Source organism: Nonomuraea sp. NPDC050383 (assembly GCF_044459125.1).
Classification (GTDB): domain Bacteria; phylum Actinomycetota; class Actinomycetes; order Streptosporangiales; family Streptosporangiaceae; genus Nonomuraea.
Map to the genome: position 1 here is coordinate 381,672 of NZ_JBITIP010000005.1, position 13,902 is coordinate 395,573.

Genomic DNA, 13,902 nt, shown 5'->3' on the forward strand with positions numbered 1-13,902 from the left:
TCGTCGATCAGCGATACTGGGGACGGTAAGGCGTCACACCATGTGAAGGTCAAAGGGATGCGGATCGGCGACCTGGCCCGTGAGACCGGGGTGAACAAGCGGCTGCTGCGCTACTACGAGGAGCAGGGGCTGCTCAGGCCGCTCCGGCTGGACAACGGCTACCGCGAGTACTCCGAGGCCGACGTCGCCACGGTGCGCCACATCCGCGCCCTGCTCGCCGCCGGGCTCTCCACCGCGGTCATCGCCAGGGTCCTGCGCTGCGTGCACGGCGAGGACGAGCTGATCGTGCCCACCGGCTGCCCCACCTTCGTCGACGAGCTGCGGCGCGAACGCGTCCACGTCGCCCAGCTGATCGCCCAGCTCCAGGGCTCGCAGCGGATGCTCGACACGATCCTCGACGCGGCGCTGCGACAGCCCTGACGCTGCGCCGGTCCGAGGCGGGAGCCCCTTTCGGCCCGCCACCCATGAAAGTTTCACAGACAGCCACATGCCCGTTTCGTCGCTGGCCAGCGGCGATGCCTTACGCCCCCCACGACGACACCCGGCGCCCATTGACCTAGGGAAAGCGCTTTCCTACGCTGACCTCGGTTTCATCGATGTCTCCATGCTTTGCCCGGCCAAGGACACAGACGGCCGGCGCCGGAACCCGCGCCCGCGCCGCCGTACCGAACACCATGGGAGCAGCATGATGCGCCTGAAAGCCGTCCTCGCGTGCGCCAGCCTGTTGGCGGGCGCATTCGTCGCACTGTCACAGACCGCCGCGCACGCCGCGCCGACGAGGTACGAGGCGGAGAGCTCGCCCGCGGTCTGCACCGGCACCATCGACAGCAACTGGTCCGGGTACTCGGGCAGCGGCTTCTGCAACGGCACCAACGCCACCGGCGCCTACGCCCAGTTCACCGCCAACGCCGGCGCGGCCGGGACGGCGACGCTGGGCCTGCGGTTCGCCAACGGGACCACGAGCACCCGGTCCGCCGGCCTCATCGTCAACGGCTCGACCGTCCAGAGCGTCTCCTTCGAGACCACCGGCGCGTGGAACACCTGGGTCACCAAGACGCTCACCGTGCCGGTCAACTCGGGCAGCAACACCATCCGGTTCAACCCGACCACCTCGAACGGGCTGCCCAACATCGACTACATCGACGTCGACGCGGGCGGCACGACACCCCCGCCGGGCGGCACGCTGTACGTGGCGCCGAGCGGCAAGGACTCCGCGACCGGGACGCAGTCGGACCCGACGACCCTCACCTCGGCGATCACCCGCATCGCCCCCGGCGGGACGATCTACATGCGCGGCGGGACCTATCCCTTCTCGCAGACCGTCACCATCGCGCCGGGCAACAACGGCACCTCCAGCGCCCGCAAGAAGCTGTCCGCCTACCCGGGCGAGACTCCGGTGCTGAACTTCGCGGCGCAGAGCGAGGACCCGGCCAACCGCGGACTCGCCGTGAACGGGTCGTTCTGGCACGTCTACGGCATCGTCGTCGAGCGTGCCGGCGACAACGGCATCTTCGTCGGCGGCAGCAACAACATCTTCGAGCGCACGGTGACGCGGTTCAACCGTGACACGGGGCTGCAGCTCTCGCGGATCGTCTCCGACACCCCCCGCGACCAGTGGCCCTCCAACAACCTCGTGCTGAGCGCGGAGTCGCACGACAACGCCGACTCCGACGGCGAGGACGCCGACGGCTTCGCCGCGAAGCTCACGGTCGGCTCCGGCAACGTCTTCCGCTACGCCGTGTCGCACAACAACATCGACGACGGCTGGGACCTCTACACCAAGACGGACACCGGCCCCATCGGCCCCGTGACCATCGAGGACTCCCTCTCCTACGACAACGGCACCCTCAGCGACGGCAGCCAGGCCGGCAACGGCGACCGCAACGGCTACAAGCTCGGCGGCGAGGACATCGCGGTCAACCACGTCATCCGGCGCAACATCGCCTACCACAACGGCAAGCACGGCTTCACCTACAACCGCAACCTCGGCACGATGTCCATATCGAGCAACGTCAGCATCGACAACACCGAGCGCAACTACTCGTTCGACGGCGGCACCTCGGTGTTCCGCGACAACGTCTCCTGCCGCAGCGGCAGCGGCAGCAACGACCGGATCGTCGGCGACGCCGACAGCTCGAACCAGTTCTGGAACGGCTCGAACGGGTCCCGGTGCTCCTCCTACACCGGCGCCCTGAGCTGGTCGTTCGCCGCGGACGGCCGCCTGGTCGTGACCTTCGGCGGCAGGACGGCAACGCCGTAGCAGACCCGCCCATCGTGTTCGCCGGGCCGGGCCGGTACCTCGCCGTACCGGCCCGGCCGCAGTGCTCGCTCGTGGGACCGAGGTCGTGCCCCGGACGGCCCGCCGCTCAGGATGTGGCCGTGACCCTGCCGAACAGCCGGCCGGCGGGTCGACGCCCACGGGGCCAGGAGGAAGAGCGTCGCCCTCTCAGCCCGCCGACACCCGTACAGACGCGTGTCTCCCACGCGCGCCAGTCGCATGGACCTGGTTGCCGTCGAGCAAACTACGACTGGCGCCTCTCGAACACGTCATTCATGAGATCCCAGAAGGAGCGAAAGCGCTGAGCGCCCGGCAACCAGGGCGCGAAATACCACGCTTCCCACTCACCCTCTTGAGTCGTGATGTGCGGGTTGAGCAGGTAGACGCCGTCGTCGAACTCGCCGATCAGAAGCATGTCCGGCAGATACTCGGGCCGGTAGAAAACCGTGTCCTGATCGTCGCCATAGACGAAGTAGTCCTCATCCGACGCACTCGTCATCGCGTACTCGTCGTCCTCGGACCCCATCGCGGCCAGGTACTCGTCGAGATCACGCACCCATCCGACCTCGCCTGTCGCCCGCAACGTGCCCCCGCGCCATCCGTTGGCGACGTGGAGAAATGCCCGGTAACTCGGCGGCAGGCCGCTACCGAGACGTTCCTCGAGCTGCCTGATCTCATCTTCGGTCGCGCCGGACGAGGCGACCTGACCCACACGTCCAAGGAGGTCGGGCCAGGGGTGGCGAGAGGTGTCAGCAGCGCTCATGGCGGCGACCTTAGCGACCGCGCACGAGGATGGCGCTCTGCTCAGGTGGCCCGGAGCGTGAACGGGTGGTGCGCGGCGTTCCACCTGCCACGACCGGTTCGGCTTGACAGTCGATCTTTTGTGCACATGATTAGTGCGTCTTTCCGCACTATTTCAAGGAATCGTGATGAAGCGGACCGTCGTGGGCGTGGCCCTGATCGCGGGCCTGGCGCAGTTGACCGCCACCCCCGCGCAGGCAGCAGCCGGGACCGACCCGGCGAAAGCCCTCCAAGCCGTATGGACACGCGGCATGGGCGTGAACATCGTGTCCACCGCGAAAGTCGATCACGGTAGCGGCGTGTTCTACACCTCGTACGTGGACGGCACGGTCGGGTTCGGCCCGCAAGGCGAGCTCGCCTCCGACACGTCGCAGCGTCTGCAGTTCAGCAAGAAGGCGATGAGCGGCCTGAAGAAGTCCGGCATGGCGGAGGACGCCGCCCTGGAGGAGATGCCTCTGCAGGTGATCTCGTCAGGCCACGACGACTACGTCGCAGGCCCGCGCTTCGCCGAGGCGTTGCCGCAGGACGCGAGCTGGGTGCGTTACCCGCATACCGACCTGCCGGCCAGCAATCTGCTGCTGGAGGTCCTGGAGCCCGCCACGCTCAAGGCGCTGCTGGCGCACCGCACCTCCTGGCAGGGCGGAGTGCTCAAGGGGACGATCAAGACCGACAAGCTGGCCAAGGCGTCCCCCTCCTTCGCCTCACGCTTCAGTGCGTACGCCGGAAGCAAGAAGCCCGTCGGCACCGTCTCCTACACCCTCCGGCTGAGCTCGTCGGGGCTGGTGGAGCGGCTGTCGGCCGAGGGGGTCCTGCGCTCCCGCAAGGGCTCGCTCCGGGTCACCTCGGACACCCGCTACTCCGCCTGGGGACGGCAGGTCACCGTTCTGCTGCCCCTGCGGGGCGATGTTCTCGACCAGGAGCAACTTAAGGACAAGGTGCCGTACCAGGTGCCCGGCGCCTGGAACTAGCTGTGGTCCCGGACGGTAACTGGGTGGTTCCCGTCCGGGTCCATGGAGTCCGACGGCGACCCGAGCCGGTGGTCGGATCATCGTCGACCACGTTCCACGCCGGGAACGCCGCGGATAATACGTTGCGTCGAAATGGACCGTTCCCTATCGTCTCGCGCATGACCTGCACCTGCATCTGCTTCACTCGCATCCGCTCCAGCCGGGCCCAGGCCCGCTAGGAGCGATCCCCCCATCGCCTCCGGCGTGCCCGGGGCCCTTCGAGATTCCAGTTCTCTCGAAGACCCAGAAGGGCAACTGCTGTGGCGCAGTCTTTCGCATTCGGCGAATATTCCCACACCCAGAAGAAGGCCGCCCAGAGGAAGGGCGGAGGTCGCACGCCCAGAGATCGGGCCAGACGCGAGCTCTCCCAGAACTTCCTGGTCGATCGGCATGCCGTCGAGCAGGTCGTCAAGGCGGCGGCACCCGCCGGGCTGATTCTGGAACCCGGCGCCGGTGAAGGCGTCCTGACCACGGCGCTGGCCTCGACCGGCGCCCACGTCATCGGCTATGAGCTCGACCCCCTGCTCGCGGCCAAGCTACGGGCCAGAACCCGTGACAGCTCGGGCATCGAGATCGTGAAGGGCGACTTCACCGCGGCCCGGCCGCCGGCGAAGCCGTTCGCGGTCGTCGGCAACATTCCGTACTCGATCACCTCGAAGATCGTGAACTGGTGCCTGGCGGCCGAGCACCTCACCTCCGCGACCCTCCTCACCCAGCTCGAGTACGCGCGCAAGCGCTCGGGCGACTTCGGCCGCTGGAGCCTGGTCACGGTGCTCAGCTGGCCGTGGTTCACCTGGGAGCTGCTCGGCCGCATCGAACGGACCAGCTTCCGCCCGGTGCCCTCGGTCGACTCGGCCATCCTGCGCATCGACCGGCGGCCGGACCCGCTGGGCGTGGATGAGCGGGCCTACCGGGAGCTGGTGGAGCTGGGCTTCGCCGGTGTCGGCGGCTCGTTGCGCGCCTCACTCGAACGGCACTACCGACATGTCCCCCAGGCCCTCTGCGCCGCGGGCATCGCCCCGGACACGGTCGTGGCCTTCGTCCACCCGGATCAGTGGATCACGCTGTTCCGGACACTGCATCGCTGAGCTGCCTGCTCGGCGGGATGTCGGTGTGCGGGTGCCACCACGGGTCCACATCCAGGTGGATCAGGTAGAGGCACCCGTACGCCGGCCGGATCGATGACGAAAACCCTGACAAATCCTTCGGCTTCGGTCCGCCTGGCGGCCGGCTTGCGGCCAGTTGGAGGAGGCGGCTTCCTCCTTGTGGAGGATCGATCTCCGTGACGTCCTGGATACCGTTGACGCATGCGACGGCGTGGTCAGGCTCTGGACGTTCTGCTGGTGGCGGCCGCCATCGGCTTCGACGTCATGACCACGTGGCACACCTGGGGCACCTCCTCGGCGCCCGCGGTGGTCTGCGCCGGGTTCTCCGTCCTCGCCGGGGTTCCCATGGGGTTCGTACGGCAGTGGCCGGTACCGGTGGCCGGCTACCTGTCCGGGCTGCTCATCCTCACCGACCAGATCAGCGCCTTCACCGTCAACACCGTGCAGATCCTCCTCCTGGCCTGCCTCGGCGTCGTCGCCTACAAGGCGCGCCCGCTCGCCGTCCTCTGCTCCGCCGCGCTCGGCGCCGTGGCCACCGGCTTCAACCTCGCCGATCCCGGCCTCGCCTTCACCGCCAACTCGTGGTGGTACTCCGCCGGCGCCGCCGTCGTGCCCGTCCTCATCGGCGCCTACCTGCGCGGCCCGGCCGGGCGCCTCACCGAGCGCGACATCACCCCCGACGTGCTGCTGGCCGGCGGCGGCGTCGCCCTGACCGTACTGAACACCTGGACGGAGTGGGACGCCTCCGGCCTGCCTGTCTGGGTCGTCGGATCGCTGGTGGTGCTCGCGGGCCTGTCCCTCGGCGTCGCGCGGCGCCTGCCGGGGCTGGTGTTCGTCCTGCAGGTCGCCCTCATGCTGCTGGCCGACCAGTACTTCCAGGCGGCGACGGCCACCTGCGTCATGCTCGTCCTCATCGCCGCCGGCGTGTTCGCCATGCGCGTGGCCTCCTGGCTCTGGACGCTCGTCGTCTACCTCGTCGCCGTCCTCACTGTCGCCCTCTTCACCGTCGCCATCGGCATCGTCGGGCCGGGCGCCGAGGTGGAGCCGATGCGCGTCGTGGTGCTGATGACGCTCGTCGTCGCTCCCGTGGCGATCGGCCGCTACCTGCGGGTCAGGCAGGCCGCGGGCGAGGCGGAACGGTTGCGCGTACGCGAGTCGCAGCGGCTGGCGCTGGCCCAGATGCGAGCCGACCAGCTGGCCGAGCGTGAGAGCATCGCCCGCGAGGTGCACGACATCGTCGCCCACCACGTCGGCGCCATGGCCCTGCGAGCCGGCGCCGCCCGCTACGCCGACCCCAACGGACCCTCCGCTCAGGCGCTCACCGACATCCGCGACACCGGCCACCAGGTGCTCGAAGACCTGCGCGGCCTGCTCGATCTGCTGCGCGATCCCGGCCAACGGCCCGACCTGCCGGCCGACCCGGCCGATCCCGCCGACGTGGTGCGCGAGTCGGCGGAACGCATGGCCGCGGCAGGGCTGCTCGTCGAGCTCGACGTCGGCCCGGAAGTGGAGCAGGCACCCCTCGTTGCCCGCGCTTCCGCCACCAGAATCATCCAGGAAGGTCTCACCAACGTGCTCAAACACGCGGGCCCGGGCACGAAGGTGCGGGTAAGCCTCACCTCGGCCCCCGACGGGCTGGCCGTCGAGGTACGCAACGGTCCCCCGCCCACCGCCTGGCGCAGCCTGCCCTCCTCCGGGCAGGGGCTCCGTGGCATGCGCGAACGCGCCCGCGCGCTCGGCGGCACCCTCTCCGCCGGTCCCGACGAGGACGGCGGCTGGCTGCTGACCGTCCTGCTGCCCACCAGGGAGACGGCGTGATCCGCGTCGTCGTGGCCGACGACCAGGCTCTGGTGCGGGCGGGCGTGCGCATGCTGCTGCAGGCGAGCGGCGACATGGAGGTGGTGGGCGAGGCGGATGACGGGGCCAAGGCCGTACGGCTGGCAGAGCTGCACAAGCCCGACGTCATCCTCATGGACCTGCGCATGCCCAGGGTCGACGGGCTCGAAGCCATCAAGCGCGTCCTGTCGTCCAGTCCCGCGGCCAGGATCGTCGTCCTGACCACCTTCGCCGAGGACGCCGACGTGTACGCGGCGCTGCGGGCGGGAGCGATCGGGTTCCTGCTGAAGGACGACGAGGCCGAGCGGATGGTGGAGGCCGTACGGCGGGCCGCGGCGGGAGAGCAGCTCCTGGCGCCGTCCGTTCTGCGCCGGGTCGTGGAACGGGCGCTCGACGCCCAAGCGCACGCGGACCTGCCCACGCCGGCGGGGTTGACGGAGCGGGAGCTGGACGTGCTGGCGTTGCTGGGGACGGGGTTGTCGAACGCCGAGATCGCCGACGAGCTGCACATCGGGGTGACGACGGTGAAGACGCACGTGGCGGGGGTGATGGAGAAGCTGGGACTGCGCAACCGCATCCAGGCTGCGGTGGTCGCACACCGTGTGGGCCTGGTCGACGCCGCCTTCAGAACCGTCCGCAGAGACTGAGCCCCCCGCAAACGCCCGCCGAGCCGGGACTCCCCACCACAACGACCGAAATCCGGCGATCAGGAAAGATGTCAGTAGCATGAGCACATGACGCCGATTACACCTCCCTACTATGCGGTGATCATCACCCAGAAGCTGAAGGACACGGACCTGGAGGGGTATGACGAGATGGCGGCCCGGATGGTCGAGCTCGGCACCAAGTGGCCGGGCTACCTGGGCCGCGAGTCCGTCGCCAGAGCCGATGGCCACGAACTGACCGTGATCTACTACGCCGACGCCGAATCGATCGCCGGCTGGAAGGCCGATGTCGAGCACCTGGAGGCGCAACGACTCGGACGCGAGCGCTGGTACGAGTACTACGACATCCAGATCGCCCGCGTCGAGCGCGCCTACAGTTTCCGTTCTTGACGGCGCACCTGCTTGAGAGCAGGCCGGGAAGATCGCTTCCCGGAAGGGCCTTGCGCTCAGCCGGATGTCGTCGCGGCATGTCCGGACGGGCTCAAGCGGTCGGCGAGGAAAGCGATGATCTCGTCCCTGGCCTTCAGCGTGGGGTGTCCGTTCTCGTCGACGAGGTGGGCGGTGACCACGCTGTGGGGAGTCTCGACCACGTCGCCGAAGAACGGTGGCGGGCTGGTGTTCGCGGAGCTGCCCGGAAGGACACGGCCGTCGAAGGCGTCGCCGAGGAGTGCCTGGTAGGCGGCGAAGCGCCGGCCGGTGCACCAGCGGTCGTCGTCGAAGCGGTAGGCGAGAACCTTCAGCCCGTCGCGCGCGACGCGGTCCCGGACCGCGCGCGCGTCCTCGTCGCTGATCTCGAGCCCGGCAGGGTCGTCCAGCGGCAGCGACGGGTGGTTGACCACTGGCGCGATGACAGCCGGCTCAAGCGCCATGGTCAGGGCGAAGTTGCCGGTGAAGCACAGCCCGATCGCCCCGACTCCCGGCCCGCCGCATTCGGCATGGGCCTGGCGCGCGAGCCCACGCAGCCATGCCGTGACCGGGCTGGTGCCGCCCCCGGCGAACGCTCGGAACTCGGCACTGACACACGCGCGCCGGACGACCTCCGTACCGCCCTCGACCGTGGGATAGGCGCCGTCGACGCCGAAGAGTGAGGGGACTTGGACGGTGAAGCCCGCATCCCGCACCCACCGCGCCAGTCGAAGGACGTCAGGACTGATGCCGGGCATCTCCGGCATCAACACGACGGCCGGCCCGGAACCCGCGACGTACACCGTCTTCACCACTCCCTCCACGTCCACGAGTCGGCGGGAGAAGTCCGTGATCATGTCGTCAAGTCGTCCGCTGGGAGCGCTCATGGTCACAGCGTGGACCGACGCCCCCGCGCAGGGCGAGAGGCCGGATCGCCATGTATGCGGGTAATCTCGCCATTGGCAGGTGGTGAGGAGGCGAGCGTGAGCACGCTCCGGGTTGGTGTCCTGGCCTATCCAGGCTGCTTCGCGTCCGAGGTGTTCGGCGTACCCGACCTCCTGACGATGGCCACGCACGTCGCCGGACCGGGCGGCCCCGGATACGAGGTGTCGATCGTCTCGCCTCGTCGTCGTGTCGCCGCATCGGGCGGTGCGGCATTGGACGTCGCTCCGCTGCGCGAGGTGGATGTCCTGGTCGTGCCCGGGTTCGAGCTCCTGCCCAGCCTGGATGTGGACGCGAAGCTCGCACCCCTGGCCCCGGAGGTCGCGGCGATCCGCTCACACGCTGCTGCGGGCAGCGTCGTCGTCTCGATCTGTGTCGGTGCGTTTCTGCTCGCCGAGGCCGGACTCCTCGACCGACGCCGGGCCACGACAGCCTGGCTTCTCGCGGACGAGCTGGCTCGACGCTGCCCGGAGGCTGACGTCCGACCCGAGTGTCTGGTCGTCACCGACACGGGGGTGACGACGACGGCGGCCTTCAGTGCCATGTACGACTTCGCGCTGGATCTGATCCGCCGGCACAGCGGTGCCGGCGTGGCACGGACCACCGCGCGGGTGGCGCTCGTCGACGATGCGCGATCGTCCCAGACTCCGTACGTGGACACGCGACTTCTTCCGCAGGCCGGGAACTCGTTCTCCCACCAGGTCATGCGACGGCTCGACCAGGACCTCGCCGCGCGATACGACCTCGCCGCGTTGTCGGACACGTTCAAGGTCAGCACCCGGACGCTGCTGCGGCGCTTCGCGGAGGAGACCGGCCAGAGCCCGCTGGAGTACCTGCAGTCGTCGCGCGTCCGCCGCGCCCGCCATCTCCTTGAGACCACGAACCGCACCGTCGCCAGCATCTCCGCCGCGGTCGGGTACAGGGACCCCAGCACGTTCGCCGCCCTCTTCGCCAAGCACGCCGGACAACGCCCGAGGGACTACCGCGCGGCCTTCCGCCGCGCTGACTGATCATCCTCGGCCGTTCAGGCGCCGGGCGCCCAGACACTCACCTCCGGTCTTCTGCGAGGGCTCGCGACGGCGTGAGCAGCGCGGACAGTGCCCAGCGGCCGGGGCCGAGGACGGCGACGAGCAGGAAACCCCAGCAGAAGAGCGCGGCCTTCTCACCGCCGTTCTCGATCGGGAACAACGCCTGCGGCTGGTGGACGATGAAGTAGGCGTAGGCCATGGTGCCCGAGCAGATGACGGCGGCGGCGCGGGCGGCCAGCCCGAGCAGGACGAGGGCGCCGCCGACCAGCTCGATGACGGCGGCCCACCATCCGGGCCATTGCCCGAAGCCGGGTGCCTGACCCTCCGGCCCTCCCAGCACGTCGAAGAGGGTGGCCGCGCCATGGCAGGCGAACAGCAGTCCGATCACCGACCGGTACAGGGCCAGGAAGAGGTCCTGATGCTTCTTCAACAGATCCACTGCCCTTTCTCAGAAACGAAGCCAGGAATGGGAGCGCTCCCATGCAGGTTTCTCCAGCCCTGCCGAACCTGTCAACGCCGCCCGCTTCGGGGGACCGTTCCAGCAGCACGTCTTGTGCACCACAGGGCCGAACTCGCCGGCATGACTGTGCACATCCGTGAAACTTTCATCAGCTGACGAGCCGGCACGACCGACCCCAGTACCGGGATCGGTCAGTCGTTGCGAGGTCTGCTGAATTCTTCGATCAGCACGGGATACTGCTCCCCACCGTGTCCGGCGGCGATCGAGCGGTCGGCCATCGCCTTGATCAGCTTCGGCAGTTCGGCGTTGACGCCCACCGCCTCGCTCTCCTCGATCAGGTGTGCCATCGCCCGCGCGTCGGTCTCCAGGGCCGACACCTCGGCCGGGAAGGAGCCGCTGTCGATCTGCTCGGCGTACCCAGGCAGCCATTCGGCGACGCCGGCAGCGATCTGCCGGGCGAACGGCGCGAACGTCACGGCGTCCACACCGGCCGTCCTGAGCAGAGCAGTGCCCTGGAGCCAGGCGTTCAGGACGCTCCACATCATGGCGAGGCCGGCCACGTCGTACAGAGACGCCAGCCCATGGTCCGCACCAAGGTAGGTGACGGTGCCGAGCGCGTCGAGCGTCGACCGGTGCTCCTCGAAGTCCGGCCGCCGCCCGCTGTGCAGAATCACAGCTTCGGCGGTCCCGATCGCCGGCGGGATGGCCATGATGGCGCCGTCCAGGTAACGGGCGCCGCGCTGCTCGGCCCATCGGGCGGCTTCCCGGGCCTGGGCCGAGTCGCCCGAGGTCAAGTTGATCAACATCTTGCCGTCCGGCTCGACATCGCTCGTGCCGAGCAGCTCGTACATGACCTGGTAGTCGGTGACGCAGATGATCGTCAGAGAACTCGCCTCGAGCGCGTCGCCGACCGTTGGGGCCGGCCGTGCACCCTCGGCCACCAGCTGATCGGCCTTGGAGGTGGTGCGGTTCCACACGGTTGTGGGATGCCCGGCTTTCAGGAACGCGCCGGCGAGCGCGCGGCCCATCAGTCCGAGTCCGATGACTGTCACGGGTGTACCGGTTCTGGGGTCCATGGCAGCATCGTCAACGTTGATACCGGTATGAAGGTCAAGTGAGGTTCGATGCTGATCGGGGAACTCAGTCGCCGGACAGGCGTGAACGCCCATCAGTTGCGCTACTACGAACTCCAGGGTCTGCTGGAGGCAGACCGCGGCGCGAACGGTTACCGCGAGTACAACGAGGACGCCGTGCTGCGGGTGAAGCAGATCCGGCACCTGCTCGGTGCGGGTCTGTCCTCCGAGGACATCGCGTACCTGCTGCCTTGTGCGGTCGGAGAGGCCCCGGAGCTGCTCGGATGTCCCGAGTTGCTGGCCGCGATGCGATCACGGCTGCGGCGACTCGACGATCAGATGGACAGGCTTGCTCAATCCCGCGACGCCCTTGCCGACTACATCGCTGCAGCCGATCGCATGGCCGGCGAGAGCTGTCCCCCCTTCGACGATGCCGACCAGGAGCCCGTGCCCGCCTGAGCGAAAGCCTGGTTCGGTCTCCACCAGGATGCGCTTACCGACCAGGCGTTTGAGCTGGGCGCGGACGTTCTCGAAGCCGTTCCGCGCGAGGGTTCGCCGCGCCACAGGACAAAGGCCACTTCCGATCTCTCGAAAACGGCCTCTGGTGGGTTGTTCACGAGTAGGCCTGACCTTGGGCGGGAGTGAGGCCGAACATCCGCACCCACCATGACGACGTCACGCCTTCATGGTCAGTCATCGGGCCGAAGCGACCCGTGCCGCGCCTTCCACATGGAGGCCAGTGCTCCGGCCAGGCCGCTCACGACGCAGACCAGCACCAGCCCCGCGTACTGCGGCACCGAGTAGGCGAACCGCGACCGGCCGGTCGCGGCCTTGCCGAGCGCGGTGAGGGACGCGGCGGCGATGCCCGTTCCGCGCAGCGTCCCGGCGCACGTCACGGTCAGCGTCTCCCAGCACACCATCCTGGTGAGCTGCTGCGGCTTGGTCCCCAGGGTGCGCAGCAGCCGGATCTCCGTCAGACCTCAGACCTCAGACCTCAGACCTACGACCAGCGCCCGATCCGTCACGCATGTTCCTCTTGCCACACTGGCCGCCATGCTGCGCTTCTCCCCCCGGACCAGGGCCTCAACAACCGGCCCCTTCCTCGTGGGCATGTTCGTCGATGCGCTGGGCAACGGCCTCTACGTTCCGCTCACCCTGCTCTTCATTCGCGAGGTGACCGGCCTGCCCACGCCTGTCGTGGGGCTGGGAGTGACCGTGGCGGCGACGATCGGACTGGCCGCGAACCCGCTGGCCGGGGTGCTCATCGACAGGTTCGACGCCCGTACCGTTCTCATCGGCACGTACCTGGTCCGCGCGCTCGGCTTCGCCCTGTATCCGATCGTGTCCGGCTTCGGCCCGCTCATCGCGGTGGCCGCTGTGATCTCGTGCGGGGACCGCGCCTTCTACCCCGCCTCGAGCAGCTACGTCGCGGTGCTCACCGAGGACGGCGGCCGAGACCGCATGTACGCGCTCATGGCTACGGCCCGCAACGTCGCCTTCGGTCTGGGTGGCCTGCTGTCGGCCGTCGCCGTGTCCTCGGCCGGCGGCTACGGCCTGATCGCGGCGCTCAACGCGGCCAGCTTCGTCATCGCCTCGGCCTGCCTCCTGCGATCCCGCCCCGCCACAGGTGAACGCCTCCCGGGAACGGCCCCCGGCGGTTACCGCCAGGTGCTCACCGATCGGCCGTTCATGGGCCTCGTGAGCGTCGAGCAGGCATTCACACTGACCAAGCTCATCCTCTCCGTGGGCCTGCCGCTGTACGCGGTGTCCGTGCTCGGCGCCCCACCTGCCGTGCTCGGCATCCTCTACACGATCAACACCCTGCTGGTTGCGGCCGGGCAGATGGGGGTGCGCCGTCTCCAGCGGCACGCCCGCCGCACGCACGCCATGGCCCTGTCCGGTGTGGTGTTCATCGCCTCGTGCGCCCTGTACGCCCTCGCGGCCCTTCTCCAGCCAGGCCCGCCCCGCATCGCCGCCCTGGTGGCCGCCACCCTCGTCTTCACCCTCGCCGAACTCATGCACGCCACCCCCTCCTCCTCCCTGGCGGCCGGCGTCGCGCCCCCCGCCCTGCGGGGCCGCTACCTGTCCATCCATCAGATGACCTGGTCCGTGGGCCAGGTCCTGGCACCCGCCGGGTTCTCACTTCTGCTCGGCGTGGCACCACCTCTGCTGTGGGGCGTGCTCGCTGTCCTGCTGGCGCTGGCCTGCGTTGGCCTGCTGCGGCTGTCGGCCAGGCTGCCCGATGAGGCGGTCTCCGAGAAGATCTCCTGAAGGGACGTGGCAACCGCACCCGCCCGTTGG

Annotated in this window: 15 protein-coding genes; 10 read left to right on the forward strand and 5 right to left on the reverse strand. The window is 69.0% G+C overall.

The genetic code is table 11. The annotated features are described in order from the left end of the window. Positions 1 to 57 precede the first annotated feature (57 nt). Entirely contained in the window at positions 58 to 420 is a 363-nt protein-coding gene (locus tag ACIBG4_RS15900) for a MerR family transcriptional regulator (protein WP_397202381.1), read from the forward strand. 268 nt (positions 421 to 688) lie between these two features. Next, a complete protein-coding gene (locus tag ACIBG4_RS15905) occupies positions 689 to 2,260 on the forward strand; it encodes a carbohydrate-binding protein (RefSeq protein WP_397202507.1) in 1,572 nt (523 codons plus the stop codon). A gap of 262 nt (positions 2,261 to 2,522) precedes the next feature. Here ACIBG4_RS15905 and ACIBG4_RS15910 read toward each other — a convergent pair whose 3' ends face one another. Continuing rightward, positions 2,523 to 3,041: an SMI1/KNR4 family protein gene (locus tag ACIBG4_RS15910; RefSeq protein WP_397202382.1), complete on the reverse strand. Its 519-nt coding sequence runs from the start codon at positions 3,039 to 3,041 to the stop codon at positions 2,523 to 2,525. Between the two features lie 166 nt (positions 3,042 to 3,207). Here ACIBG4_RS15910 and ACIBG4_RS15915 point away from each other — a divergent pair, with 166 nt between their 5' ends. The 5 genes from ACIBG4_RS15915 to ACIBG4_RS15935 all read left to right on the forward strand — a co-directional run bounded on the left by ACIBG4_RS15915 (position 3,208) and on the right by ACIBG4_RS15935 (position 8,083). Continuing rightward, complete coding sequence (locus ACIBG4_RS15915; RefSeq protein ID WP_397202383.1) at positions 3,208 to 4,047, forward strand: hypothetical protein; 840 nt, start codon at positions 3,208 to 3,210, stop codon at positions 4,045 to 4,047. Between the two features lie 299 nt (positions 4,048 to 4,346). Continuing rightward, positions 4,347 to 5,174 (forward strand): ErmE/ErmH/ErmO/ErmR family 23S rRNA (adenine(2058)-N(6))-methyltransferase, encoded by an 828-nt coding sequence (gene erm / locus ACIBG4_RS15920; RefSeq protein WP_397202384.1) that lies wholly within the window; start codon positions 4,347 to 4,349, stop codon positions 5,172 to 5,174. Between the two features lie 219 nt (positions 5,175 to 5,393). Beyond that, positions 5,394 to 7,010: a histidine kinase gene (locus tag ACIBG4_RS15925; protein ID WP_397202385.1), complete on the forward strand. Its 1,617-nt coding sequence runs from the start codon at positions 5,394 to 5,396 to the stop codon at positions 7,008 to 7,010. Continuing rightward, complete coding sequence (locus ACIBG4_RS15930) at positions 7,007 to 7,675, forward strand: response regulator transcription factor (protein ID WP_355436195.1); 669 nt, start codon at positions 7,007 to 7,009, stop codon at positions 7,673 to 7,675. Before ACIBG4_RS15925 ends, ACIBG4_RS15930 begins: the two co-directional genes overlap by 4 nt. 87 nt (positions 7,676 to 7,762) lie before the next feature. After that, positions 7,763 to 8,083, forward strand: a complete 321-nt coding sequence (locus ACIBG4_RS15935; RefSeq protein ID WP_397202386.1) for an antibiotic biosynthesis monooxygenase family protein — start codon at positions 7,763 to 7,765, stop codon at positions 8,081 to 8,083. A 56-nt stretch (positions 8,084 to 8,139) separates the two neighbouring features. Here the strand turns inward: ACIBG4_RS15935 and ACIBG4_RS15940 are convergent, their stop codons facing one another. Then, positions 8,140 to 8,910, reverse strand: a complete 771-nt coding sequence (locus ACIBG4_RS15940) for a dienelactone hydrolase family protein (protein WP_397202387.1) — start codon at positions 8,908 to 8,910, stop codon at positions 8,140 to 8,142. Positions 8,911 to 9,081: 171 nt separating this feature from the next. On the opposite strand from ACIBG4_RS15940, the gene ACIBG4_RS15945 reads away from it, so the two are divergent. Further along, the gene (locus ACIBG4_RS15945) at positions 9,082 to 10,050 is read left to right on the forward strand and encodes a GlxA family transcriptional regulator (RefSeq protein WP_397202388.1); all 969 of its coding nucleotides are present in this window, start codon (positions 9,082 to 9,084) and stop codon (positions 10,048 to 10,050) included. A 37-nt stretch (positions 10,051 to 10,087) separates the two neighbouring features. On the opposite strand, the gene ACIBG4_RS15950 is transcribed toward ACIBG4_RS15945, so the two are convergent. Together ACIBG4_RS15950 and ACIBG4_RS15955 are read right to left on the reverse strand one after the other, a co-directional pair. Then, complete coding sequence (locus ACIBG4_RS15950; RefSeq protein WP_355436175.1) at positions 10,088 to 10,507, reverse strand: DoxX family protein; 420 nt, start codon at positions 10,505 to 10,507, stop codon at positions 10,088 to 10,090. Positions 10,508 to 10,719: 212 nt separating this feature from the next. After that, the gene (locus tag ACIBG4_RS15955) at positions 10,720 to 11,604 is read right to left on the reverse strand and encodes an NAD(P)-dependent oxidoreductase (protein ID WP_397202389.1); all 885 of its coding nucleotides are present in this window, start codon (positions 11,602 to 11,604) and stop codon (positions 10,720 to 10,722) included. Positions 11,605 to 11,652: 48 nt separating this feature from the next. Between ACIBG4_RS15955 and ACIBG4_RS15960 the strand changes: the two genes are divergently transcribed. After that, positions 11,653 to 12,060, forward strand: a complete 408-nt coding sequence (locus ACIBG4_RS15960) for a MerR family transcriptional regulator (protein WP_397202390.1) — start codon at positions 11,653 to 11,655, stop codon at positions 12,058 to 12,060. A 230-nt stretch (positions 12,061 to 12,290) separates the two neighbouring features. Here ACIBG4_RS15960 and ACIBG4_RS15965 read toward each other — a convergent pair whose 3' ends face one another. Next, on the reverse strand, positions 12,291 to 12,578 hold the full coding sequence (locus tag ACIBG4_RS15965; protein ID WP_397202508.1) for an FtsX-like permease family protein: 288 nt from the start codon (positions 12,576 to 12,578) through the stop codon (positions 12,291 to 12,293). Positions 12,579 to 12,654: 76 nt separating this feature from the next. On the opposite strand from ACIBG4_RS15965, the gene ACIBG4_RS15970 reads away from it, so the two are divergent. Then, positions 12,655 to 13,872 carry an MFS transporter gene (locus tag ACIBG4_RS15970; protein ID WP_397202391.1) on the forward strand — a complete coding sequence of 406 codons (1,218 nt, stop codon included), beginning with the start codon at positions 12,655 to 12,657 and terminating at the stop codon, positions 13,870 to 13,872. Positions 13,873 to 13,902: the final 30 nt, after the last annotated feature.